This is a genomic window from Streptomyces sp. CHD11 (assembly GCF_018638295.1).
Lineage (GTDB): Bacteria > Actinomycetota > Actinomycetes > Streptomycetales > Streptomycetaceae > Streptomyces.
The window spans coordinates 130,183-152,101 of sequence record NZ_JABTTS010000001.1 but is presented as its reverse complement, the minus strand read 5'-3'; the positions used below and the strand labels follow the sequence as shown (position 1 = coordinate 152,101).

The window sequence follows — 21,919 nt, the reverse complement described above, 5'->3', positions numbered from 1 at the left end:
GCGCGCGGTCGCCTCCAGTGCCGCCCCCGGCAGGGACGGCGGAGCTTCACCCCGGCGCCGGCGGCCGGGGCAGTCCCTGGAGCCCGGTCATCCGCGCGACCGGGACCGGGACAAGGGCGGTGCCGGAGCATCCCGTTCCACCCGCAGCAGGGGCCAGTCGGCCAGGTCCCGCGACAGCTGCCGGTCGTGCGTCGCGACGACGACGGCGGCGCTGGTGCCGCGGATCGCGTCGGTCAGTTCGTCGACCAGCCGCGCCGACAGATGGTTGGTCGGCTCGTCGAAAAGGATCAGGGTGGGCCGCCCGGACAACGCCAGCGCCAGGTCGAGGCGCCGCCGCTGTCCCTGCGACATGCGTCCCACCGGTGTGCGCGCCGCCTCCGGGTCGAGCAGCCCGAGCGCCGCGAGCGGCACGGTCCGCGCACGGTGCGGCATCCCACCGGCCGTCAGGCGGCCCACGTGCCGCTCGTACACCTCCCGGGCGGTGAGCAGGGGGTCGTGCCCGGAGGTCTCCTGGCCGACGTGGACGATCCGTGCCCCGTCCGCCGCCCTCACATACCCGTCCGTAGGCCGGAGCGAGCCGGCCAGCACCGTGAGCAGTGTGGACTTCCCGGCACCGTTCGGGCCGGTGACGAGAAGCCGGTCACCGCCGTCGAGGGTGAGGCCGGCCGGTCCGGCCAGCCGCCCGTCCACGGCCACGCCGTGGGCCCGCAGCTGCGGTGTGCCCGGCCGCACGTCCGGTTCCGGCCAGCGCAGCGCCGCGGGCGGCTCCGGGACGTCGATCCGGTGCGCCAGCAGTGCCTCCTGCTGCCGGGTCAGGGCCTGTACGACGCCCGGTGCCCGGGACTGGCGCTGGTGCTTGCCCGTCCCCTTGTCCGGCCGCCAGCCGGTGGAGAGCCGGGCACGGGCCTGCGACACGGCGTCCCGCAGCCGCAGGTGTTCGGCCTGCTGCCGTTCGTAGTCCTGCTCCCAGCGCTCACGCTCACGGCGCCGGGCGTCCTGCCAGGCGTCGTATCCGCCGGCGTACAGGCGCGCCGTTCCCTCACGGGCCGGGTCGAGGTCGACGAACCTCTCGGCGACGTCGCGCAGCAGCGCCCGGTCGTGGCTGACGAGGGCGTAGCCGCCGTGGTGTTCGCGCAGACGCCGGGTGAGGAAGTCCAGTCCGCCGGCGTCGAGGTGGTTGGTCGGCTCGTCGAGCAGCAGGACGTCGTGCCGGGCGCCGAGCAGGCAGGCCAGCCGGACCCGGTAGCGCTGCCCGACCGACAGCGTCGACAGCGGGCGGTCGCGGTCGGTGCACGCGCCGAGAGCGCCGAGGGCGACGTCGACCCGGCGTTCGGCGTCCCAGGCGTCCAGGCGGGTGGCGGCTTCCAGTGCGGCGGCATAGCGTTCGCCGGCCGTGGTCTCACCCCCGGCCAGGGCGAGAGCGGCGGCGTCCAGCGCGCCGAGTGCCGCGTGCGAGGCCTCCAGTGCGGCGGACGTGAGGGTGCCGACGGTCTCGCCGTCACGCGCGGAGAGTTCCTGCCTGGCCAGGCCGACGGTGCCGGTCCGGAGGACGGAGCCCTCGTCGGGCGTGATCAGTCCGGCGAGGACATGCAGCAGTGTCGTCTTGCCCCGGCCGTTCTCGCCCACGACGGCGATCCGGGAACGGGCGGAGACGGTGACCGAGAGGTCGTTCAGGACGCGCCGGGACCCACGGGTCACGGTGACGTTCTCGGCGCGGACGTGCGCGCTGCCGCCTGCCTCGACGGGCAGCGACATGGCTTCTGGGGTGAGGTCGGAATGCAACGGACGCTCCGCGGCTCGCAGGGGAGCCGGGCAGCAGAGAAGGGCCGCCCGGCGGGACCGGAACGGCGTGCGCGGATTCAGCAGGGAAGGGCGCCGCCGTCAGTGGGCGGAGCGGACCTTCTGCGACCAGATGCCTCGTGCCATGCGCGCAGGCTAACAAGACCGGTGCGCTTGTCGCACCCGCGTTTCGGGCGCCGTGCGCCATGACGGCCGCCGGGGGCGGGAGCGCTGCCGGGCGGCCAGCAGAATGACGGACATGATCTCCCCGCTCCGCACCCCCGACGGCACCAGGAACGATCCGATGCGCAGGCGCCTCGCGGCGGCCGCGGCCACGCCGGCCGTCATCGGCGCGGGGCTGGGGCTCAGGGCCGTGGCCACGGGGGACGTGGCCAAGTACGGCGGGAGCGCCCTGTACACGCTGCTCATGACCGCCCTCGTCGTCCTGGTGGCACCGCGCGCGACGCCCGCGCGGGCCGCCGGCATGGCGCTGGCGGTCAGCTGGGGCGTCGAGTTCCTGCAGCTCACCGGGGTGCCGGCGGAGCTCGCACGGCACAGCGCCGTCGCCCGCCTGGTCCTCGGTTCCACCTTCAACGCACCGGACCTGCTCTGGTACGCGGCCGGAGCGGCGGCCGGCTGGCTCGTGATGAGGGGATGCGCGGCGCCGCGGACAGACCCCACCCCTTGCTGAACCTATCGAATTTCGATAGTTTCCCATCGTCATTCGATTGAAGCGTCCGTCTTCGGTGCGTGAGTGTGACCGACCAGCGTGACGACCCACGTCACGACATGCGCCCCCGGCGCGACCCCACCGGCCCCTGACGGACCGGCCCAAGGAGCACAGCCATGCCCGGAGCAGCCCGCACAGCCCCCCACCTCACCGGCACGGTCGGCACCGACGTCCTGGTGATCGGCGCGGGGCTGGCCGGCCTGCACGTCGCCACCCTCCTCGCCCGCCAGGGCCACGACGTGATCCTCGCCGACCGGCGGACCACCCTGGCCGGAGCGATCCGCACCACGGGCATCTTCGTGCGCAGGACACTCGACGACTTCCCGCTTCCCGACGAGCACCTCGGGCCCCCGATCCGCCGCGTCCTGCTCTACCCACCGGGCCTGCGCCGACCCGTCAGCCTCGTCAGCGACCGCGACGAGTACCGGGTGGGCGACATGGCGGGGCTGTACCAGGCGTCGGCCGCGACCGCCGCCGAAGCCGGCGTGCGGATCGTCCTCGGCACGCGGTACACCGGCCGGCGCGACGGCACCTTCCACCTCACCGGCCGCGACGGTCCGGCCGCGGTCCGGGCACGGTTCGTCGTCGGCGCCGACGGAGCCCGCTCGACCGTGGCCCGTGACCTCGGCCTCGACCGCAACCGTCAGCTGCTGGTGGGCGCCGAGGAGGTGTTCGAGGTCCCCCCGAACGGCGAACCACCGACCTTCCACTGCGTCCTCGACCCCTCGATCGCCCCCGGATACCTGGCCTGGGTGGTCCACGACGGGCGGCACGCGCATGTCGGCACCGCCGGCTACGCCGACCGCTTCCCCGAAGGCCTGCGCCGCGCCCTGGAACGCTTCAGCGCCTCGGCACCGGGCCTGTCCGGAGTGAACCGCCCCGAGACGGTGGAGCGACGCGGGGGCCCGATACCCGTCGGCGGCGTGCTGCGCCGCATCAGCTGTGCCGGCGGACTCCTCGTCGGGGACGCGGCGGGCGCGGTCTCCCCTCTCACCGCCGGCGGCCTGGACCCCTGCCTGCGCCTGTCGGAACTGGCCGCCTCCGTCCTCGACGACGCGCTGAAGGGGAGAGCGGAGGCGCTGGAGCACTACAGCGGCGCCGGTCTGCGCGCCGCGTTCCGAGGACGGCTCTCACTGCGCCGGGGACTGTCCCAGGTACGGACGCCGGCTGCGACCGCGGCGGCGTTCACCCTGCTGCGTACGCCGCCGGGCCGGGCCGCGGCCGGCCGGATCCTCTTCGGCGACCGGTCCTTCCCCGGCCACCCCGCCGCTCCCCGCCTCCACACCGCGCACCGGTGACGGCGGGGCACGGTCCCGCCCCCGGCCGGGGGGACGGGCCCGCATGCGGGCTCATGCCACCCCGTGCACGCTGGACCCATGGCGAGCGACCAGCCCATCGTGATCTACCCGCCCGGTGAGGACGGCGGCCGGCGCGTCCGCGCGGGCGCACATTTTCTGGGCATGGCGTACGGGCTGCTGGATGTGGTGGAGTTCCTGCGCCTGGCCGGTCTCGACGACGTCGACGACGACTGGATGCGGCAGTCCGCACTCGTCGAGTGGCGGGGAGGCGGCCCGGACACATGGAGCACGTGACCCCGGACTGCCGGTGTCGGTGCCGTCCGCCACGATGTGGCCCATGGGCGAACACGTGGAACGGGTCGACGAGCACGACGAGGTCCTCGCCGTCGTCAGCAGGAGTGACGCGATACGCAACGGATGGCTGCACCGCATCGCGACGGTCGTCTGCCGCGACACCGCCGGGCGGACCCTCGTACACCGACGCCCCCACGGCGTCTCGCGCTTCCCGGGGCAGTACAACTGGATGCTCGGAGGCGCCGTGGACGTCGGTGAGTCCTACGAAGAGGCCGCCGCGCGGGAACTGACGGAAGAGCTCGGTGTCCGGGCCCGCCCGGAGTTCGTGTTCAAGTTCAGGTGCGAGGGCGCGATCAGCCCGTACTGGCTCGGCCTGCACGAGACCGTGCTGGCCGGGCCCGTCCGTCCCGACCCGCTGGAGATCGCCTGGCACGACTGGCTGACGGACCCCGGACTCGCCGCACTGGTCCGCGACGAGGCGTTCGTCCCCGACGCCCGCGAGGCGTTCGAGCGGTACCTGATGCAGGGCGGACGGTGAGCTGTCGTGCCGCGCCCGACCACCCTCGTCCCGACACGATGTGGAGGACCGCCGTAGCGCCACGGCGTCCGGCCGGGCCGGGGGCCGTGCGGCGTCTGCCGTACCGCCGCAGGAGTCGCCGCCCCCGTGGGCACGGAGCACCGTGACACATCCCTGCCCCGGCCCCCTCGCCCCTCCCTCGGACGATCCGGAGCCAGACCTCACCGCATACTCGATCATGTCCGGGCCGACCGCGGTCACGGACAGGGACGCCGGACCGGCCTGGCCCCCGGAACGGATCGTCACCGGCTCCGACACCGTGATCCCGCAGTCCCCGTCCGCGCAGGCGCCGATGTCGCTCCCGTAACGGTCGGGAGTCTGCCCACCCGCCCCGTCCCGTCCCGTCACACGCTCACAAGGGTGACGGAGCGTGCGCTCACCGCGAGGGCGGGTCACCATGGCAGGGAGCGGGGGGCCGTCTCGTCGTCCCGGAGGATCCCCCACGGTGGACATGCTGCTGCCGCTCCTGTTCGCGGTGGGTGCCGCACTGAGCAACGCCTTCGGCACCGTCCTCCAGCGCAAGGCCGCCCTGAGCGTCCCCCGCTCCGACAAGCTGCGGGCGGGACTGATGCTCGATCTGCTGCGGCGTCCGGTCTGGCTCGCCGGCATCGCCGCCGTCATCACCGCGGCCGTCTGCCAGGCCGTGGCGCTCGCGACCGGACCGATGACGATCGTTCAGCCGCTGTTCGTCCTGGAGCTGCCGCTCGCCCTGGTCATCGCCACGGTGCTGCTCAGGGGGAGACTGTCCCGCACCGGCTGGGCGGCCGTCTGCGCCGTGGTCGCAGGGCTCGCCGTCGCCCTGCTCGCCGCGTCACCCGAGGGAAACCGCACGCATGCGCCCATGGACCACTGGATCCCGGCACTCGCCGTGTGCACCGCCCTCCTCGCCGGCCTCGTGCTCGCCGCGCTCCGCAGGCCGCAGGGCCGGGGGCGCGCCGCCTGCTTCGGACTGGCCACCGCGGTCTCGTACGCGGTGACGGCGGCGCTGATGAAGACATCGATGCACACCCTCGACGACGGAGGTGTCACCGCCTTCCTCACCACCTGGCAGACCTACGGCTTCGCCCTGTTCGGCGCCGCCGCGCTGTTCTTCCTCGAGAACGCGATGCAGTCCGGACCGCTCGTCGCCTCCCAGCCCGCGATCACCCTCGGTGACGCCGTTGTGAGTCTGGCCCTCGGGATCACGGTCTACGCCGAGTACGTCCGCGGGGGCTGGTGGCTCCCGCTCCAGCTGCTCGGGGCCGCGCTGATCGCCGCGGGCGTACTGGCACTCTCGAAACTGCCCCTCGCCCGCGCCCTGACCGGCGAGGAGGGTGAGGCCGCCGCTGCCGAGGCCCCGTGAGGCGCCGCCCGCGTCCCTGTGTACCGTCGGGCCGTATGGACCAGCCGCCCCGCCCTCCGTCCGCACCGGGTGCCGGGTGCCGCTCCCGTGACCTCGGCATCGTCATCGGGGACATGCCCACCGGCCCCCTCGACGCGATCACCGACGTGCCGGGCGTGCGGGTCGGTCACACCACGGTCCGCCGGCACCCCGACGTGCTCAGCGGAGTCACCGCCGTGGTGCCCGACCGGGTGAGCCCGCTGACACCCCTGCCCGCCGGGGTGTTCACCGGCAACGGCTACGGCAAACTCGTCGGCACGACCCAGCTCACCGAACTCGGCACGCTGGAGACCCCGGTGCTGCTGACCTCCACCCTGTCGGCGTTCCGGGTCGCCGACGCCCTCGTCGGCTGGATGCTCGGACGTCCCGGCTGCGAGGAGACACAGAGCCTCAATCCCGTCGTGGGGGAGTGCAACGACGGCTTCCTGTCCGACATCCGCTCCCGGCCCGTCCGGGAGGAGCACGTACGGGCCGCCCTCGACGGAGCGTCGGGCGGACCGGTGGCCGAAGGCTGCGTCGGCGCGGGCACCGGCACGGTCGCCCTGGGATTCAAGGCCGGCATCGGCACCGCCTCGCGCACGCCGGAACAGGGAGCGCGGCGCCACACCGTGGGCGTCCTGGTGCAGGCCAACTTCGGCGGCACCCTGCGTGTGCTGGGACGCACCGTCACCGCACGGTCCCTGGGCCTCGCGCCCCGCGGCCCGGCGCCCGGGGCGGAGACCGGCTCCTGCATGATCGTGGTGGCCACGGACGCTCCCCTCGACGCCCGGCAGCTCACCCGGGTCGCGCGGCGGGCTGTGTTCGCCCTCGCGCGCACGGGTGCGGCGTACGGCCATGGCAGCGGCGACTACGCCGTCGCCTTCGGCACGCGGCCGGACACCGGTGCCCGCGTGGCCGACGCCGAACTGGGACCGCTGTTCGAAGCGGTCCTGGACGCAGTGGAGGAGGCGGTGCTCAACTCGCTGCTCGCCGCCACGACGACCACCGGACTCCACGGCCGGACCGTGCCGGCCCTCCCGGCGGATCTGCTGCTCGACGCTCTCGACGCCCCCGCCGGTGGCCGCCGGTGACCGGGGCCGCCGGTCCCGCTGCGGGTGCGAGTGCGCCGGCCGGCCCTGGTCAGGGCCGTTGCCCCCAGGCCATCGCCATGCCCGGCCCGAGCTCGGCGAGCCGCGGCGAGTCCAGGTGGGCGAGGGCCGCGTCGACGACATCCGAGTCGACCCTCCCCGTCGCCTCGAGCGCCGGCCGCATACGACTCCAGGTCTCGTACCAGAACCGGGCCTGCGGCCCGCCGGGGAGGAGGGGTGGGCAGCACACCTCCGCGGCGACGTTCCGCAGGCCCTCCTCCCTCAGGAAGCGCGGATACGCCGGCACAGCGGAGATGTCGGTGCCGATCGCCGTCCACAGGGCCTGCCACATGGCGTCCATGGTGCGCCGGTAGGCGGAGCCGGTGTCGAGGACGTCGGGCAGTTCCACCGCGTCGCCGAGCACCAGCGTCCCGCCGGGGCTCAGCCAGCCGGCCAGCCGCGAGACGATCCGCCGGCGGTCGGGCAGGTGCATCAGGACGAACCGGGCGTGGATCAGGTCGAACGTCCCCGGCCTCAGCCCCTCGTCCGCGAGGTCGGCGGTGAGCACCCGCAGCCCTGGCACGCCGAGGGAGGCGAGCGCTCCGGTCTCCCGGTCCAGGGCGACGACCTCATCGGCCCCCGCCTCCTCCAGCAGCCACCGGGCCACCGTCCCGGTGCCGGCGCCCACCTCGAGACAGCGCAGGCCGGGCCCCGCGCCCAGCATCCGAAGACGCCGTGTGGTGAAGGGGTCGTACACCAGCGCACCGGCATCGACGCGCCCGGACTCACCCGGGCGTTCCGGTTCGAACAGGTCTTCCCCGTACCGGCCTTCCCCGGCCGGAGTCCCGCCCGGGATCCGCGAGTCGGTCATGACCGGACCTCCTGGCCTGCGGCACGCGCCTGCGCGAGCCCCGCGCGGCAGAGCCCCCGCATCCACCGTCTCACGGCCTCGGCGGTGCGGCGCGTGGACGGCCCGTCCGCCGCCGCGCGCCTCTCCGGCGGTACTACTGTCGGCGCATGAGTGAAGAATCCCGGCGTTCCGTCGCCGTCGAACGGACCGGCCCCGGCCATTTCGTCGCCACCAACGCGCGCGGCGGCACGATCCGCTTCGGCACCGCCTCCGGCGACGGCCAGGACACCGGATTCACCCCGGTGGAACTGCTGCTGGCGGCCATCGGGGGCTGTACGGCCGCCGACGTCGACGTGGCGACCACCCGTCACGCAGAGCCCGAGGGGTTCTCGGTCTCGGTGACCGGCGACAAGATCAGCGACGAGCTGGGCAACCGTATGACCGGCCTGACGGTCGTCCTCGACGTCACCTTCCCGGACGGCGAGGGCGCGGACCGCGCCCGCGCGATCCTTCCCCGTGCGGTGCGGGCCTCCCACGACCGGCTCTGCACGGTCAGCCGCACGATCGAGACCGGCACGCCCGTCAGGGTCACGGTCGCAGACGTCTGACGCAAGCCGCCCTCCGGAGCGCGCCGTCGTCTCCGCGGCGCGGACCGCCGCGGCTCACCAATGGCCCGGACAGCCCGCCGGCCGTACGCCCGACGGTGCCGGACCCGGCGGGATGCCCGCCGGGATCCGTTCAGCCGACGCCGCTGGGCGTGGGCTGTGGGGTACGGCCGGCGAGTACGTCCTCGAGCCGCTTCGTGCCCTGCTCGACGGCGGTCGAGGTGGTGTCGTGGCCGGCGCCGTCGAGCCCGCCGTTGGTGACCGTGATCGCGTCCGCGCCGAGCTGGACGGCGGCGACATCCAGGGTGAGGGTCACGGGGTTGCCGTTGCTCTCGCCCTTGACCGTCACCGTCAGTCCCTGACGGAAGTCGCCGCTCTCGGGCAGCTTCAGTCCGATGACCTGGACCGTGCGGTCGCCGCCGGCGCCACCGGTCAGTGTGAACTGGTCGCAGGTGTCCGGAAGCGACCTCAGCCACTCCATGGAGTCGTCGAGGTCGGGCTTGTCGTAGGCGGCGACCTGGTAGAGCAGCCGTGAGTCACCCTCCTGGAATCCCGTGAGCGCCGACGCCCCCGCGGGACGCCCCAGCAGCGTCTCGTCGTAGAGCGCGTCGACGAGGCGCCGGCACTCCGAGGCGTCGCTCCGCCCGTCGAGGAACGCGGCGACGTCGACGCTGCCGACCAGCAGGGAGTCCCGCCACTCCTGCGGATTTCCCACCTGCGTCCAGTCGCCCTCGATGTCCTCCGAGGTGATCAGCGCGTCCCGCGCACCGCTCCCGGTGAGATCCGAGGAGGGCGAGGGGGAGGGCGAGGTGGTCCGGGCGGCGACGCCCCGCTCGGCGACCGCGGAGGCGGTCCCGGAGCCGGACGGCGCACCGGTGTCCGTACCTGAACAGGCGGCCGTGGCGAGCAGCGTGCCCACGGCCAGGACGGCGGCCAGGACACCGGCCGGACGGACGAGCGGACGAGGGGTGGTCACGAGTGCCTCCTGGGTACGGGACGACCGCCCGGCGCCGACCTGCCCCGGGCGTTTCCTCCCCCCGTGCCTCACCGCACCACCGCCGTGCCCGGGTGACCAGCGCAGCGGAGGCATACAGGTGAGAGCGGACGGCCCGGACCCGGAGCCGGCACCCACGGCGCCCCCGGGCTCCGCGACGACCGGAACGGGCCGCGGAGCGCGCTGCCGGGCGATCCACCGAAGACGCTGGTACGTTCCCTTTGCCACGGCATGTCCCGGAAAGGAACAAGGTCACGTCCCCCACCGACAACGGCCCGCCCGACACCGCGGCGGCCAAGCGGCACCCTGCCCTGTTCCGTGCCGTCCGGCGGCGCAAGAACCCGCGGCTGCGCCGGTCGGACATCACGGTGACGGACGAACGGGCGGTCAAGCGTGCGGTGAAGGCCGCCTCGCTCGGCAACGCCATGGAGTGGTTCGACTTCGGCATCTACGCCTATCTGGCCGGTACCATCGGCCGCGTCTTCTTCCCCTCCGGGAACGAGACCGCACAACTGCTGTCCTCCTTCGCCACCTTCGCCGTCGCCTTCCTCGTACGCCCGCTCGGCGGCATGGTCTTCGGGCCGATGGGGGACAAGGTCGGCCGCAAGAAGGTACTCGCGCTGACGATGATCCTCATGGCCATCGGCACCGCCGCCATCGGCATGCTCCCCAGCTACGCGGCCGTCGGCTTCTGGTCACCGCTGCTGCTGATCCTCTTCCGGCTGCTCCAGGGGTTCTCCACCGGCGGCGAGTACGGCGGCGCCTCCACCTTCATCGCGGAGTACGCCCCGGACCGGAGGCGCGGCTACTTCGGCAGCTTTCTGGAACTGGGCACGCTGGCCGGCTACACCGGTGCGGCGACCCTGGTCACGGGCCTCACCGCCTGGCTCGGCTCCGACACGATGGACGCCTGGGGCTGGCGCATCCCGTTCCTGGTCGCGGGGCCGTTGGGCATCGTCGGCATCTACCTGCGGCTGAAGCTGGACGACACGCCGGCGTACCTGAAGCTGGAGGAGGGCAACGTCCACGTCTCCGAGGCCTCGAACGCGGTGGAGAGCACCGCCCGCGGTGACCTCGCCAAGATCTTCCGGCAGCACTGGCGCATGCTGATCCTGTGCATCGCGCTGGTCGGCGCGTACAACGTCACCGACTACATGCTGCTGTCGTACATGCCGACGTACCTCTCCGACGAGCTGGACTACAGCGAGACCCACGGTCTGCTGATCCTGGTGGCCACCATGGTGGTCCTGATGCTGATCATCAACCAGGTGGGCCGGCTGAACGACCGGTACGGCCGCAAGCCGTTGCTGATGACGGGCATGCTGGGCTTCCTCGTGCTGTCCGCCCCGGCGTTCGTGCTCGTGCAGCAGGGCAGCCTGCTCGCCGTCTCGTCCGGCATGCTGATGCTGGGCCTGTCACTGGTCTGTCTGCTCGGCACCATGTCGGCCGCGCTGCCGGCCATGTTCCCGACGTCCGTGCGCTACGGCTCCCTGTCGGTCGGCTACAACCTGTCGGCCTCGCTCTTCGGCGGGACCACGCCCCTCGTCATCACCGCCCTGATCGGCGTGACCGGCTCGGACATGATGCCGGCGTACTACGCGATGGCCGCCGCCCTGGTGGGTGTCATCGCGGTGGCCTGTATGAAGGAGACGGCACAGCAGCCGCTCGAGGGGTCGCCCCCGTCGGTGCAGACCGCGGAGGAGGCGGCGGAGCTGGTGCAGTCGCGGGCGCCGACACCGAAGTTCTGACGACCCGGCCGCCGAAGCCGGACCGGGGCGGGCAGGGCGGACACCCCGGTGGTGATCGGGTACTGCCCGGGACCGGCCCGGCACGTCCGCCGGGTCGGCCGGGGCAGCGACCACGGGGAGAGCGTGCAGGCCGCCGACGGCACGAGCCCGACGGCCGGCGGGAGGCGATCCGCCCCGGGGCGCGCGGTACACCGCAGAGCCACTCCCCGAGCCCGCAGAAGCCCCGCCACGACCGTCGGTACCGCCGCACCGGTGCGGTGGACTGACGGCCCGTACGGGCCCGGTCCGGCGGGACGGGTGAAGCGGGGGCGGCGCGGCCGGACGGCGGGGGCCCCGGCACGAGCCGGCGCGGTCAGAGGCCCGCGAGCAGGCCGTCGAGCGGGGCGGGGACGCGCTCGGGGACGAGGGCCTCGACGAGGACACGGCCGTAGTGGATCTTGCGACCCTTCTTCGTGCCGAGGAAGCGCCGGAGCTGCTGCCGCGACGGGCGGCCGCGCTGTGCGGGCTGACGCAGGAAGGTCCGCAGCGCGCGGTCGTCACCCTCGGACCGGATGATCTCCTCCACCCGCGCCGTGCCCAGCGCCCGGATGAGCTCGTCCTCCAGATCCGCCGCGCAGACATGGAACCCGTGTTCCGGGGCGCCGGCCCGTTCCAGGCCACGGGCGTAGAAGCCGTGCTCCGCCTCGTCGCACAGCCCTGTGAGCCGCAGCCCCAGTCCGGGGGGCCCGACGAGTCCGGCGAAGCGTGCCACGCTCATCGCGCCGCCCATCGGCAGTACACAGACACCCTCGGCCGCCAGATCCCGTCCCCGGCTCGCGGCCAGCGCGCCGACCGCTGCCGCGTCGCTCAGCCCTTCGAGCAGGACGGCGGTGCGGACGTGCAGCTGCCCGGCCAGCTCCCGCGCGGTGTCTCCGGAGCCACCGGCCGCCCACGCGGTGACCGCTTCCCGGAACGCGCTCATGTCCGCCATGGGCCGAGTCTCCGCTCTTTCCGGCCGCCGCGGTAGCCGGTTTCCGCGGTGGCCCCCTGTCGCGCCCCCGGGAAGGTGGCGCTGCCGGCGCGGCCTTCACCTCCCGCCCTCTTCGTTCGGTCCGCCTTGCGCGTGCCGCAGTGCGCCCCGCCGTCATCTTGCGCATTCCGGGACGGTGCGTGCTCCGTGTGCACGGCCCGCTTAGCGTGGGCGGATGAGCCACGCCACCCCGCACCAGCCCTCCGGCACCACGCCCGCACACGCCACCCACCCTCACCGGCACGACCCCGGGCACGCCGCGGGCGACCAGGCGGACTTCCTCGACCTGGAAGCGACAGTGCTGGCCGAGGACACCGCGGCCGTCATCGCATGGCTGCCCCTCAAGACCGCCCCCCGCCACATCGTGGACCTCGGCTGCGGAACCGGAGCGGGCACCCTCGCCCTGCTCGAACGCTTCCCCTCCGCCGAGGTGACCGCCGTGGACACGTCCGCCGCCCATCTCGACCGCCTGCGGCAGAAGGCGGCGGCGGCCGGAGCGGCCGGCCGCGTCCGCCTCGTCCACGCGGACCTCGACGCGACACCCTGGCCCGGCCTCGGCACACCGGACCTGGTCTGGGCATCGGCCTCCCTGCACCACATGGCCGACCAGGGAAGCGCGCTGCGCACGGTGTACGCACTGCTGGCCCCGGGCGGGCTGTTCGCCGTCGTCGAGCCGGCCGGCTCGCCCCGGTTCCTGCCCCCGGACGCCCCGGAGACCGCGCCCGGTCTCGAGGAACGCTGCCACGCCACCGTCGCCCACCACCACGCCGCACACGTGCCCCACCGGGGTGCCGACTGGGGAGCGCCGCTGACCGGGGCCGGATTCACGATCGACGACGAACGCCGCCGCACGATCGATGTCGGCCCTGACCGCAGCGACGCGGTGGGCCCCTACGCGCTCCTCAGTCTGCGCCGCATGCGCGGCAGCGCGGCCGCCGCGCTCTCGGCGGAGGACCTGACCGCACTCGACCGTCTGCTCGACACCGGCGGACCGCACAGCATCCTGCGCCACCCGGGTCTGAGCGTCCGTACCGAGCGCACGGCCTGGGCCGCGCGGCGCCCCTGACCACCACCAGAACCGTCCTACGAGGGTGCCCCGGGAGTCCGTGTGGCCGCCGGACCCCGGTCGCGGAGGTTGCGCCGGCGCAGCAGCAGAGCGGGCGCCGCCGCCACCACCGCGACGGCCGCCACGGCCGGCGCCCAGAGAACGCCGGACATCCCGTCCGCGCCCACGGCGTGGTCCACCGACCAGGAGCCCGGTCCGGTCATCGCCAGGACCAGCGCCAACGCGCCGTACACGAATGGCACTTCGTAGCCGCCGAGATGCGCCCACGGACCGTTCGGCCAGTTGGGGGCAGCGGCGACGATCATGGTGCCCAGCACGACCGACGCGGCGAGCGGGGTGGCCGCGCCGGAGGCGAATAGCAGGGCCCCGGTCAGCTCGCAGGTACCCGCGAGGAGCACCATCGGCCGGCCGGGGCGAAAGCCCCAGCTCTCGAAGACCGCGGCGGTGCCCTCGGGACCCCCGCCGCCGAACCGGCCCGTCAGCTTCTGGGCCGCGTGCCCGAGGAGCAGCCCCGCCAGCAGCAGGCGCAGGAGCAGCAGACCGGCGTTCACGTCGTGATGTCCGGGTAGGGGAGGGCGAAGTGCGCCAGCCGCTCCGCGTACTGCTTCTGGTAGTCCAGCGGCTCGTGATCGCGCTCGAACATGGCGATGAACAGGGTGAGGGTGAGGAAGGGGTGGGCGCCGAGGGCGAAGAGGGCGCAGTGGTCGTGCGTGGCGAGCGCCTGGCGTTCGGCGTCCTCGAACCTCAGCCAGGTGGACGCCTCCTGGCCGACGCAGTTGAGGAGGGTGTTGGCCCGGGCGGTCTCCCACCATTCGACGGTGCCGCGCGGATCCTCTCGGTACCGCTCCACCAGCTCCGGATCGCGGTCGACGGTGAAGAGGAACTTGTTCACCAGGTACTTGCTCACGCCGGGACTCCCTTCGGATACCAGGTGAAGTAGGCCTCCATCGTGTGGAACAGGTCCAGCGTGTCGACATGGTCCGCTCTGACGCCCTCGCCGGCGACGCCCATCATCAGCATGAAGTCCATGAAGCCGTGTGTGGCGTTGCCGGGCCGGTGGAGGCTGTCGAGGGTGACTTCGGAGAGGCACCCCTCGATGTCGCCGCTCGCGATCCATTCGACGGCCTTGCGGTCGAACTCGGGGTCGGGTCCGTGCTCGCCGAACTGGCGCGGGCCGCCGAGTTCGAGGGAGAGGTGTCCGGTGCCGATGACGGCCACCCGCTGGTCGGCCGGCCAGCTCTCGATGATCTCCCTGATGGAGCGCCCCAGCTGGACGAACCGCTTCGGCCGTGGCAGCGGGGGCGCGAAGATGTTGGTGTAGACCGGGACGATCGGCAGATCGGCTTCCGGTCGCAGCGTGATGATCGGGCAGGTGATCGAGTGGTCGATCCGCAGTTCGTTGCTGAAGGCCAGATCGAAGCCGGCGTCCAGCCCTTCGCGCAGTACATGGGCGGAGAGTTCCTCGTGTCCCCGCAGCAGCATCCGCGGCAGGCCGAACTCGCGTTCCTCGTTGTAGAAGTTGGCGTCGTAGAACGGCGCCTTGCCGACCAGGAACTGCGGCATGTTGTCCAGCCACAGCTGATGGAAGTGGTCGGAGCCCACCATGACCAGTACATCGGGGCGGGCCCGGGTCAGGGTCTCGCGGAACTTCTCGATCTTGGCCACCCAGGCGTCCGCGAACGGGGGCCGGTCCTCGCCGGTCGCCGTGCTGGCCCGGTAGTAGAAGGGATGGTGGGTAGAGGCGATGACCGCCACCAGCTCTGCCATGTCATTCCTCGGTCGGTTGCCGTGCCGGATGCCGCGGGGAGAGGTACTCGGTGTTGCGGTCGACGGACAGGTAGACGTCCATGCCCAGCGGGGAGCGCTGTTCCTCGGCGAGGTGGCCGAGGAGGCCTGCGGCCCGCGCCAGCAGTGCGAAACCGCGCAGCAGTCCGACGGGGAGACCGAGGTCGGCCAGAGCCGCACCGCACACCCCGGCGCCGTTGAGCGGGAGGGTGCGGCCGAGCACCTGCGGGTGGACCCGGCCGACGGCCTCGAACAGCCGCAGGTGCGGGCCCTTGTGACCGTTCTCCTCCGCGATCCTGAGCAGCACGGGGGTGCGCGGGTCCTGGACCTTGTGGACCGGGTGCCCGAGCCCGGGGACCAGCCGCCGGCTGGACCGGGCAGCCCGCACCGTCTTGAGGGCCAGTGCGTTCCAGCCCTCCTCGTCCAAGTCGCCGGGCAGGTGTCCCGCGTGCTCTTCCACGGCCTCGTGCAGGAAGGCGCCGCAGTCCTCGGTCACCCCGAGGAAGCGCGAGCCGCCGCCGAGCAGTCCGGCCGCGAGGGCGCCCTGCACGGAGTCGGGGGCGGACAGGTAGGTGAGCCGGGCCGCGATCGCGGTCGGCGTGAGGCCGTGGTCGGCCAGGGCGACGAGTACGGCCTCGAAGACCCGCACCTCGCCGGGTTCCGGACGGCGCTGGGTCACCAGCCACAGGGCCAGCTCGCCGAAGCCGACCTGTCCCATGAGTTCGCCGGCCAGATCGTGGCCGAGCAGGGTGATGGTGTGGGCGTCGGAGGTGCCCAGCGAGGTCGGATACCGCGGCGGGCGGTCGTTCGACGGGTGCTGCACGATGGTGCTCCTCGGGAGGGTGTAAGGAGGACGGAGCCGCTCGGCCCGCGCGGTTCCGCTCAGTCGCGCGGGCCGGCGAGCCAGGCGCGCAGGGCGGCACCGTGCTCGTCCAGGCCCGGCGGCGGCAGCTCGTGACGTGCCGGGGTGGCCGAGAACGACACCGGGTGGCGCACCGAGGGAACGGCCGCGTCCCCCTCACCGACGACAACCACCGGGTCGAGGCCCGCTTCCTCGGCGAACGCGACACCCTCGTCGATGGTGTTGATGGGCGCGCACGGCACGCCGGCGGCCAGCAGTTCGTGGAAGAGGTCCTTCTTCGTGCGGGTCGCCAGCCGCTCCACCAGAAGCGGCCGGAGTGCCTCCCGGTTGGCCGTACGGTCCTGGTTCCGGGCGAACCGCGGATCGGCCGGCAGAGCCGGGAGGCCGAGGATCTCGCACAGCCTGGCGAACTGGCCGTCGTTGCCGGCGATGACGACGAGTTCGCCGTCGGCGACCGGCAGCGGTTCGTAGGGGAACAGGCTCGGGTGGGCGTTGCCCATCCGGTACGGGACCTCCCCGCCGGCCACATAGGCGCTGGAGTGGTTGACCAGTCCGGACAGCGCCGACGCGAGGAGGCTGACCTCGAGATGCTGCCCCGTGCCGGTCCGTTCCCGGTGGCGCAGCGCGGCGAGGATGCCGATCGTGGCGTGCATCCCGGTCATCACGTCGAAGACCGAGATGCCGGCCCGGTACGGCGGGCCCTCGGGGTCACCGGTCAGGCTCATCAGACCGGAGATCGCCTGCACCATCAGGTCGTAGCCGGGCAGGGAGGGATCGGCGCGGGAGCCGAACCCGCTGATGGAGGCGTAGACGACGCCCGGGTTCGCGTCCCGGACCGCCGGGTAGTCCAGGCCGAACCGGGCGAGTCCGCCCGGTTTGAAGTTCTCGATCACCACATCGGCGCGGGCGGCCAGTTCGCGTGCCAGCGCCGCGTCTGTCCCGTCCTTGAGGTTCAGCGCCAGTGACCGCTTGTTGCGGTTGACGCCGAGGTAGTAGGTGGACACCTCGCCGCGCACCGGCGGAAGCCAGCTGCGGGTGTCGTCACCACCCGGGCTCTCCACCTTGATCACTTCGGCGCCCATGTCGCCGAGCAGCATGGTCGCGTAAGGACCCGCGAGGATGCGGGAGAAGTCAGCCACCACCAGCCCGTCCAGCGGCCCGCGGGGGGTGTCGGTCTCGCCGGGCGGAGTCGTGTCGTGTGACATGCCTCGTCAGCTCCTGTCCGCTCTGCGGACTTGCGTCCGTAGAGCGGAGTCTGCGATCGGCGAGGCGCCGTGTCAAGACCCGCGCCCGCGGTTCACGCGACCGGTGTGCGGGGGATCGCGCCGTAGCGCGCGAAGTCGGCACTCACCTCACCGGCCGCCTGCAGGAGCAGCGGCAGATACTCGTCCCGGAGCGTCTCCACCGAGGTCTCCGCCGCGTGGACCGTGACGTTCATCGCCGCGATCACCCGGCCGTGACAGTCCCGCAGCGGTGCGGCCACCGAGCGGATGCCGGCGGCCAGTTCCTGGTCGGTCAGCGCCCACCCCTGGGCCCGCACGTCCCGCAGGGCCGCCTCCAGCCCGGCGCGGTCGAACCGGTGGCGCGGCTCGGCCCCGGACCTGCTCGGCTCGGCCAGCGCCCGCTCCAGCTCCGCCGTCTCCAGGCCGGCGAGCAGCGCCTTGCCCAGGGAGGTCTGCGGGGCGGGGAAGCGGGTGCCGATGGAGACCGCCAACGCGATGATCTTGGGGACGGCCACGCGTGCCACGTAGACGATGTCGGAGCCGTCCAGCTGCGCGATGGACGTCGACTCGCCGGTACGGGCGACCAGGCGCTCCATGTGCGGACGGGCCACGCCCCACAGACCCATGGACTGCACGTAGGTGAGCCCGAGTTCCAGCACGCGGGCGGTGAGGGTGAAGCCCCCGCCCGGCAGCGGACGCACGTACCCCAGGGACTCCAGGGTCAGCAGGATCCGGCGGGCCGTCGGCCGGGCGAGGCCGGTGGCGGTGGCCACCTCGCTCAGCGTCATGACGGGCGCGTGCGGATCGAACGCCTTGATCACGTCGAATCCGCGGGCGATCGCCTCGATGAAGTTCGGGTCGTCGTCGCGACGAGGCACGGCGGCTCCTGCCGTTCGGAGGTACGGGCACCACGTGAGATGCCCGCACCGAGCCTAGCCGCCCCTGTACGGCTGTCCGCGGGGAGCGTTCACCTTGTGGCGACGGTGTGGTGACGGACCCTTGACAGCCCCTTCACCGTCGACCCATCGTTACGCCACGTCGTGGTGTTCGTCACGCGGACATTCGTCCGCCGGGATGGCGAAGGTCGGCACGACACCCTGCGCCACGAGTCGGAGGACGTAATGGACACGGCCAGCAGAGCGGGCGGGTTCGACGGCGTTACGGCGGGGACCCCCGTGGTGTTCCGGGGCGGAACCGTTCTCACCATGGACGACCGGAGGACCGTCCACCAGCAGGCCGACGTACTGATCGTCGGCAAGCGGATCGAGGCGGTCGGCCCGTCCCTGGCCGTTCCGGAGGGCACCACCGAGATCGACGCCGGCGGCGGCATCGTGATGCCCGGCATGATCGACACGCACCGGCACATGTGGCAGACGGCCATGCGCGGATACGGCGCCGACTGGACCCTGACGCAGTACTTCGTCTGGTACTACCTCGAGCACGGCAAGCACTTCCGGCCCGAGGACGTGTACACGGGCAACCTGCTCTCGGCGATCGAGGCGCTCGACGCCGGCGTCACCACGACCGTCGACTGGTCGCACGGTCTGCAGACGGTGCAGCACGCGGATGCCGCCGTCGACGCCCTGGAGGAGGTGCCCGGCCGGTTCGTCCTCGCCTACGGCAACATCCAGGCGGCTCCCTGGGAATGGTCGGCCGCGCCGGAGTTCCGCGACTTCGTCGAACGTCGCTTCAGCGGCGGCGACATGCTCGGCTTCCAGATGGCCTTCGACGTCACCGGTGACCCGGCCTTCCCGGAGAAGGCCGCCTTCGAAGCGGCCCGCGAACTGGGAGCGCCGGTGACCACGCACGCCGGCGTGTGGGGCGCCACCAACGACGACGGCATCCGCCTGATGTACGAGCACGGCTTCATGGACCCCGGCACCGTCTATGTGCACGCCGCCACCCTCGGCGCCGATTCCTACCACCGCATCGCGGCGACGGGCGGCTCCGTGTCGGTGTCCACCGAGAGCGAGCAGAGCTGCGGCCAGGGCTATCCGCCCACCTGGGCGCTGCGCGCGCACGGCATTCCCGTCTCCCTCTCCATGGACACCAGTGTGTGGTGGAGCGGGGACCTGTTCTCCGCGATGCGGGCCACCCTCGGCGCCGACCGGGCACGCGAACACCTCGAGGCGCACGCCGGCGGCGACACCGTGACCCACGTCCACCTCCGCGCCGAACAGGTCGTGCGGTGGGCGACCCGCGGCGGAGCGAAGGCGCTCGGCCTGGACGACAAGGTGGGCAGCCTGGAGGCCGGCAAGAAGGCGGACGTCGTCCTGATCAAGAACGACCTCTCCCCGGTGATGTTCCCGCTGCTCAACCCCTACGGCCACATCGCCTTCCAGGCCCAGCGCGCGGACGTGCACACGGTCGTGGTCGACGGACGTGTCGTCAAGTACGACCACCGGCTGCTCGGCATCGACCTCGCCAGGGCACGCCGGAGCGCCGAGGCGACGGTCGAGCATCTGCGCGGACGGCTCGGCCCCGAGGCCTGGCAGCACGGGATGAACCCCGACGTCCCCGAGACGAAGATCCTGGACAACCCGTACACCTACACCGGCTACCGCAGCGCCACCACCCACGGAGGCTGACTCCGCGGTCGGCGTCCGGTCCCTGTGCTCCTACGCGTTCGCCCGGCAAGTCCGGGCGCGGATCCACCCGGAATAGCCCGCACACCGACGCCGTTGGACACCACGCCGGCATGCTCGAGTCAAAGGATCGGGCGCCGGCGGAAGGAGCACCTCATGGCACGCAGCACCACGCGGCCCGTCGTCAGGCTGAAGTCGGCAGCCGGTACCGGAGCCACCTACGTGACCCGCAAGAACCGTCTGAACGACCCCGACCGGCTGATCCTGCGGAAGTACGACCCGGTCGCCGGCGCGCACGTCCTCTTCCGCGAGGAACGCTGACACCCCCTTTCCCCGTCCCTCCGAGGTCCCGCGGAAGGAGACCCAGAGATGAAGGTACGCAAGTCCCTGCGCTCGCTGAAGTCCAGGCCCGGCGCCCAGGTGGTGCGCCGGCGGGGCGTGACCTTCGTGATCAACAAGAAGGATCCGCGGTTCAAGGCCCGCCAGGGCTGACGGCCCACCGCACCACCCGGACGGCCCGGTACCGCACGCGCGGCACCGGGCCGTCACGGCGTGGTGCCGCGCCCTGCCGGCGCTCGCCCCGCCAGGATGGGAGGGCACACGGACCGGCTGAGCGGATGTCCAGGAGGCGGAGATGGCGGTGGACCGGATTGGCCTGGTCGTACACGGCGGACGTCCCGAGGCCGCGCAGGCGGCACACACGGTCCGGGCATGGTGCGCCGAGCACGCCGTCGCCTGCAAGGACATCGACGTGTGGAACGACGGCGGACGGCACGGCGCCCGGGAGGAAGTGGCGGCCGCGGGCGACCCCCATCTCGTCGTCACCCTCGGCGGGGACGGCACCTTCCTGCGAGGGGCACGCCTCGCCGCCGCCATCGACGCACTGGTGCTGGGCGTCGACCTCGGTCGCGTGGGCTTCCTTACGGAGGTGCCGATGACCGGAGTGCGTGCGGCACTGGACGCCGTGCGCGACGACCGGATCGACGTGGAGCGCCGCATGATGCTGACCATGCGCGCCTCGCGCCGTCTGGAGGTGCCCTCGGACATCGGGGCACTCATGAGCTATGGCCGGGGCCCGCTGCTGCCCCCGACCAGGGTGCGGTCCGACTGCGAGACGGGCGGCGAGTGGGGTATCCCGCTCGACGTGGCCGCCCTCAACGACGTGGTCCTCGAGAAGCTCGCCAGGGACCGGCAGGTTTCCATCGGCGTCTACGTCGCGGGCCGGCTGCTGGCCTCGTACTCCGCCGACGCCCTGCTGGTGGCCACACCGACGGGCTCCACCGCCTACAGCTTCGCGGCCGGCGGCCCCGTGGTCTCACCGGGCGCCGAAGCGCTGATCTTCACCCCGGTGGCACCGCACATGGCGTTCAACCGCTCGGTCGTCGCCGCACCGGACGAGCCCGTAGGACTGCGGGTGCTCGAGCGCTCGGGCCGCGCCGCCGTCAGCATCGACGGACAGCTCCGCGGCGTGCTCGGCCCCGGTGACTGGATCGGCGTCTACGCCGCGCCGCGCGGACTGCGTGTCGCGCGGCTCGGTCCGATGGACTTCTACGGCCGCCTTCGTGAGCGGATGAACCTCACCGACGCGCCCGCCGCGGTGGCCGACGGCACCCCCGCACCGCTGTGGCCGGTCAGCAGCGCGCCGCCGGACGACCTGGCGCACCTCGCCATGCCCTCCCACCCGACGGCGGCCGGATGACGCGCGACACGGTCAGGGACCGCCGCCGTCCGCCTCGGACCGCACCGCCGAAGAACACCTGCACCTCCCGGATCAGCCCGTCCCGCACCCGGATCGCCTCCATGTCGCGGTACCGCTCACCCGTGGTGCGTTGGTACTCGTACAGCACGACGACGAGTTCCTCGTCCGCCGGGGTGACATGCAGCAGCCGCTGCCAGGACGTCCGCCGGGCGGTCGGGAAGCACCGTGCGAAGAACTCGGCCTTGTCGATGTGGCCGTCCTGCGCACGCGTGAACGAGCAGTCGTCGGCGTAGAGTCCGATGGCCGCGTCACGGTCCTGCGACCGGTAGCACCGGAACGCGGCCCTCACCACCCGCGGTGCAGGGGA

The 21,919-nt window shown here is 72.9% G+C and carries 24 protein-coding genes; 13 read left to right on the top strand and 11 right to left on the bottom strand.

All coding sequences use genetic code 11. The annotated features are described in order from the left end of the window. Nucleotides 1-87 precede the first annotated feature (87 nt). Nucleotides 88-1,782 carry an ABC-F family ATP-binding cassette domain-containing protein gene (locus HTV45_RS00635; RefSeq protein ID WP_215203551.1) on the bottom strand — a complete coding sequence of 565 codons (1,695 nt, stop codon included), beginning with the start codon at nt 1,780-1,782 and terminating at the stop codon, nt 88-90. A gap of 256 nt (nt 1,783-2,038) precedes the next feature. Here HTV45_RS00635 and HTV45_RS00630 point away from each other — a divergent pair, with 256 nt between their 5' ends. The 6 genes from HTV45_RS00630 (at nt 2,039) to HTV45_RS00605 (ending at nt 7,129) form a co-directional block, all read left to right on the top strand. Next, nucleotides 2,039-2,470: a DUF2809 domain-containing protein gene (locus tag HTV45_RS00630; RefSeq protein ID WP_215203550.1), complete on the top strand. Its 432-nt coding sequence runs from the start codon at nt 2,039-2,041 to the stop codon at nt 2,468-2,470. A 155-nt stretch (nt 2,471-2,625) separates the two neighbouring features. Continuing rightward, a complete protein-coding gene (locus tag HTV45_RS00625; protein ID WP_215203549.1) occupies nt 2,626-3,807 on the top strand; it encodes an NAD(P)/FAD-dependent oxidoreductase in 1,182 nt (393 codons plus the stop codon). 78 nt (nt 3,808-3,885) lie between these two features. After that, nucleotides 3,886-4,101 carry a hypothetical protein gene (locus HTV45_RS00620; protein ID WP_215203548.1) on the top strand — a complete coding sequence of 72 codons (216 nt, stop codon included), beginning with the start codon at nt 3,886-3,888 and terminating at the stop codon, nt 4,099-4,101. 43 nt (nt 4,102-4,144) lie between these two features. Continuing rightward, the gene (locus HTV45_RS00615; protein ID WP_215203547.1) at nt 4,145-4,639 is read left to right on the top strand and encodes an NUDIX hydrolase; all 495 of its coding nucleotides are present in this window, start codon (nt 4,145-4,147) and stop codon (nt 4,637-4,639) included. 490 nt (nt 4,640-5,129) lie between these two features. Then, nucleotides 5,130-6,020, top strand: coding sequence for a DMT family transporter (locus HTV45_RS00610; RefSeq protein WP_215203753.1), 891 nt, complete (start codon nt 5,130-5,132; stop codon nt 6,018-6,020). Nucleotides 6,021-6,055: 35 nt separating this feature from the next. Next, the gene (locus HTV45_RS00605; RefSeq protein WP_215203546.1) at nt 6,056-7,129 is read left to right on the top strand and encodes a P1 family peptidase; all 1,074 of its coding nucleotides are present in this window, start codon (nt 6,056-6,058) and stop codon (nt 7,127-7,129) included. Between the two features lie 49 nt (nt 7,130-7,178). Here HTV45_RS00605 and HTV45_RS00600 read toward each other — a convergent pair whose 3' ends face one another. After that, nucleotides 7,179-7,997: a trans-aconitate 2-methyltransferase gene (locus HTV45_RS00600; RefSeq protein WP_215203545.1), complete on the bottom strand. Its 819-nt coding sequence runs from the start codon at nt 7,995-7,997 to the stop codon at nt 7,179-7,181. A gap of 146 nt (nt 7,998-8,143) precedes the next feature. Between HTV45_RS00600 and HTV45_RS00595 the strand changes: the two genes are divergently transcribed. Beyond that, nucleotides 8,144-8,584, top strand: coding sequence for an OsmC family protein (locus HTV45_RS00595; protein WP_215203544.1), 441 nt, complete (start codon nt 8,144-8,146; stop codon nt 8,582-8,584). Between the two features lie 130 nt (nt 8,585-8,714). On the opposite strand, the gene HTV45_RS00590 is transcribed toward HTV45_RS00595, so the two are convergent. After that, nucleotides 8,715-9,557, bottom strand: a complete 843-nt coding sequence (locus HTV45_RS00590) for a hypothetical protein (RefSeq protein WP_215203543.1) — start codon at nt 9,555-9,557, stop codon at nt 8,715-8,717. Nucleotides 9,558-9,796: 239 nt separating this feature from the next. Between HTV45_RS00590 and HTV45_RS00585 the strand changes: the two genes are divergently transcribed. Then, complete coding sequence (locus HTV45_RS00585) at nt 9,797-11,323, top strand: MFS transporter (protein ID WP_215203542.1); 1,527 nt, start codon at nt 9,797-9,799, stop codon at nt 11,321-11,323. 352 nt (nt 11,324-11,675) lie between these two features. On the opposite strand, the gene HTV45_RS00580 is transcribed toward HTV45_RS00585, so the two are convergent. Further along, on the bottom strand, nt 11,676-12,293 hold the full coding sequence (locus tag HTV45_RS00580) for a TOPRIM nucleotidyl transferase/hydrolase domain-containing protein (protein WP_215203541.1): 618 nt from the start codon (nt 12,291-12,293) through the stop codon (nt 11,676-11,678). A 214-nt stretch (nt 12,294-12,507) separates the two neighbouring features. On the opposite strand from HTV45_RS00580, the gene HTV45_RS00575 reads away from it, so the two are divergent. Further along, nucleotides 12,508-13,398: a trans-aconitate 2-methyltransferase gene (locus HTV45_RS00575; RefSeq protein ID WP_215203540.1), complete on the top strand. Its 891-nt coding sequence runs from the start codon at nt 12,508-12,510 to the stop codon at nt 13,396-13,398. A gap of 17 nt (nt 13,399-13,415) precedes the next feature. Here the strand turns inward: HTV45_RS00575 and HTV45_RS00570 are convergent, their stop codons facing one another. The 6 genes from HTV45_RS00570 to HTV45_RS00545 all read right to left on the bottom strand — a co-directional run bounded on the left by HTV45_RS00570 (nt 13,416) and on the right by HTV45_RS00545 (nt 18,146). Continuing rightward, on the bottom strand, nt 13,416-13,949 hold the full coding sequence (locus HTV45_RS00570; RefSeq protein WP_215203539.1) for a DoxX family protein: 534 nt from the start codon (nt 13,947-13,949) through the stop codon (nt 13,416-13,418). Beyond that, nucleotides 13,946-14,305 (bottom strand): hypothetical protein, encoded by a 360-nt coding sequence (locus HTV45_RS00565; RefSeq protein WP_215203538.1) that lies wholly within the window; start codon nt 14,303-14,305, stop codon nt 13,946-13,948. The genes HTV45_RS00570 and HTV45_RS00565 overlap by 4 nt, the downstream gene beginning before the upstream one ends. Further along, nucleotides 14,302-15,165: an extradiol ring-cleavage dioxygenase gene (locus tag HTV45_RS00560; RefSeq protein ID WP_215203537.1), complete on the bottom strand. Its 864-nt coding sequence runs from the start codon at nt 15,163-15,165 to the stop codon at nt 14,302-14,304. Before HTV45_RS00560 ends, HTV45_RS00565 begins: the two co-directional genes overlap by 4 nt. 1 nt (nt 15,166) lies before the next feature. Beyond that, nucleotides 15,167-16,006, bottom strand: a complete 840-nt coding sequence (locus HTV45_RS00555) for a citryl-CoA lyase (protein ID WP_215203536.1) — start codon at nt 16,004-16,006, stop codon at nt 15,167-15,169. A gap of 59 nt (nt 16,007-16,065) precedes the next feature. Further along, a complete protein-coding gene (locus tag HTV45_RS00550; protein ID WP_215203535.1) occupies nt 16,066-17,250 on the bottom strand; it encodes a CaiB/BaiF CoA-transferase family protein in 1,185 nt (394 codons plus the stop codon). A 92-nt stretch (nt 17,251-17,342) separates the two neighbouring features. Continuing rightward, nucleotides 17,343-18,146: an IclR family transcriptional regulator C-terminal domain-containing protein gene (locus HTV45_RS00545; protein ID WP_308308931.1), complete on the bottom strand. Its 804-nt coding sequence runs from the start codon at nt 18,144-18,146 to the stop codon at nt 17,343-17,345. Nucleotides 18,147-18,389: 243 nt separating this feature from the next. On the opposite strand from HTV45_RS00545, the gene HTV45_RS00540 reads away from it, so the two are divergent. The 4 genes from HTV45_RS00540 (at nt 18,390) to HTV45_RS00525 (ending at nt 21,552) form a co-directional block, all read left to right on the top strand. Continuing rightward, entirely contained in the window at nt 18,390-19,856 is a 1,467-nt protein-coding gene (locus HTV45_RS00540) for an amidohydrolase family protein (protein ID WP_215203534.1), read from the top strand. A gap of 153 nt (nt 19,857-20,009) precedes the next feature. Next, the gene (gene rpmG, locus HTV45_RS00535; protein ID WP_215203533.1) at nt 20,010-20,174 is read left to right on the top strand and encodes a 50S ribosomal protein L33; all 165 of its coding nucleotides are present in this window, start codon (nt 20,010-20,012) and stop codon (nt 20,172-20,174) included. A 48-nt stretch (nt 20,175-20,222) separates the two neighbouring features. After that, the gene (ykgO, locus tag HTV45_RS00530) at nt 20,223-20,345 is read left to right on the top strand and encodes a type B 50S ribosomal protein L36 (RefSeq protein WP_019525784.1); all 123 of its coding nucleotides are present in this window, start codon (nt 20,223-20,225) and stop codon (nt 20,343-20,345) included. A 142-nt stretch (nt 20,346-20,487) separates the two neighbouring features. Then, on the top strand, nt 20,488-21,552 hold the full coding sequence (locus HTV45_RS00525) for an NAD(+)/NADH kinase (protein ID WP_215203532.1): 1,065 nt from the start codon (nt 20,488-20,490) through the stop codon (nt 21,550-21,552). Here the strand turns inward: HTV45_RS00525 and HTV45_RS00520 are convergent. Further along, nucleotides 21,485-21,901: a nuclear transport factor 2 family protein gene (locus tag HTV45_RS00520; RefSeq protein WP_308308927.1), complete on the bottom strand. Its 417-nt coding sequence runs from the start codon at nt 21,899-21,901 to the stop codon at nt 21,485-21,487. The two genes, HTV45_RS00525 and HTV45_RS00520, sit on opposite strands and share 68 nt — an antisense overlap. Nucleotides 21,902-21,919: the final 18 nt, after the last annotated feature.

What these genes read in the sequence shown, in the direction of transcription:
- HTV45_RS00630 (WP_215203550.1), top strand. Translation starts at nt 2,039, where the DNA reads ATGATCTCCCCGCTCCGCACCCCCGACGGCACCAGGAACGATCCGATG.
- HTV45_RS00625 (WP_215203549.1), top strand. Translation starts at nt 2,626, where the DNA reads ATGCCCGGAGCAGCCCGCACAGCCCCCCACCTCACCGGCACGGTCGGC.
- HTV45_RS00620 (WP_215203548.1), top strand. Translation starts at nt 3,886, where the DNA reads ATGGCGAGCGACCAGCCCATCGTGATCTACCCGCCCGGTGAGGACGGC.
- HTV45_RS00615 (WP_215203547.1), top strand. Translation starts at nt 4,145, where the DNA reads ATGGGCGAACACGTGGAACGGGTCGACGAGCACGACGAGGTCCTCGCC.
- HTV45_RS00610 (WP_215203753.1), top strand. Translation starts at nt 5,130, where the DNA reads ATGCTGCTGCCGCTCCTGTTCGCGGTGGGTGCCGCACTGAGCAACGCC.
- HTV45_RS00605 (WP_215203546.1), top strand. Translation starts at nt 6,056, where the DNA reads ATGGACCAGCCGCCCCGCCCTCCGTCCGCACCGGGTGCCGGGTGCCGC.
- HTV45_RS00600 (WP_215203545.1), bottom strand. Translation starts at nt 7,997, where the DNA reads ATGACCGACTCGCGGATCCCGGGCGGGACTCCGGCCGGGGAAGGCCGG.
- HTV45_RS00595 (WP_215203544.1), top strand. Translation starts at nt 8,144, where the DNA reads ATGAGTGAAGAATCCCGGCGTTCCGTCGCCGTCGAACGGACCGGCCCC.
- HTV45_RS00580 (WP_215203541.1), bottom strand. Translation starts at nt 12,293, where the DNA reads ATGGCGGACATGAGCGCGTTCCGGGAAGCGGTCACCGCGTGGGCGGCC.
- HTV45_RS00575 (WP_215203540.1), top strand. Translation starts at nt 12,508, where the DNA reads ATGAGCCACGCCACCCCGCACCAGCCCTCCGGCACCACGCCCGCACAC.
- HTV45_RS00560 (WP_215203537.1), bottom strand. Translation starts at nt 15,165, where the DNA reads ATGGCAGAGCTGGTGGCGGTCATCGCCTCTACCCACCATCCCTTCTAC.
- HTV45_RS00550 (WP_215203535.1), bottom strand. Translation starts at nt 17,250, where the DNA reads ATGTCACACGACACGACTCCGCCCGGCGAGACCGACACCCCCCGCGGG.
- HTV45_RS00540 (WP_215203534.1), top strand. Translation starts at nt 18,390, where the DNA reads ATGGACACGGCCAGCAGAGCGGGCGGGTTCGACGGCGTTACGGCGGGG.
- rpmG (WP_215203533.1), top strand. Translation starts at nt 20,010, where the DNA reads ATGGCACGCAGCACCACGCGGCCCGTCGTCAGGCTGAAGTCGGCAGCC.
- ykgO (WP_019525784.1), top strand. Translation starts at nt 20,223, where the DNA reads ATGAAGGTACGCAAGTCCCTGCGCTCGCTGAAGTCCAGGCCCGGCGCC.
- HTV45_RS00525 (WP_215203532.1), top strand. Translation starts at nt 20,488, where the DNA reads ATGGCGGTGGACCGGATTGGCCTGGTCGTACACGGCGGACGTCCCGAG.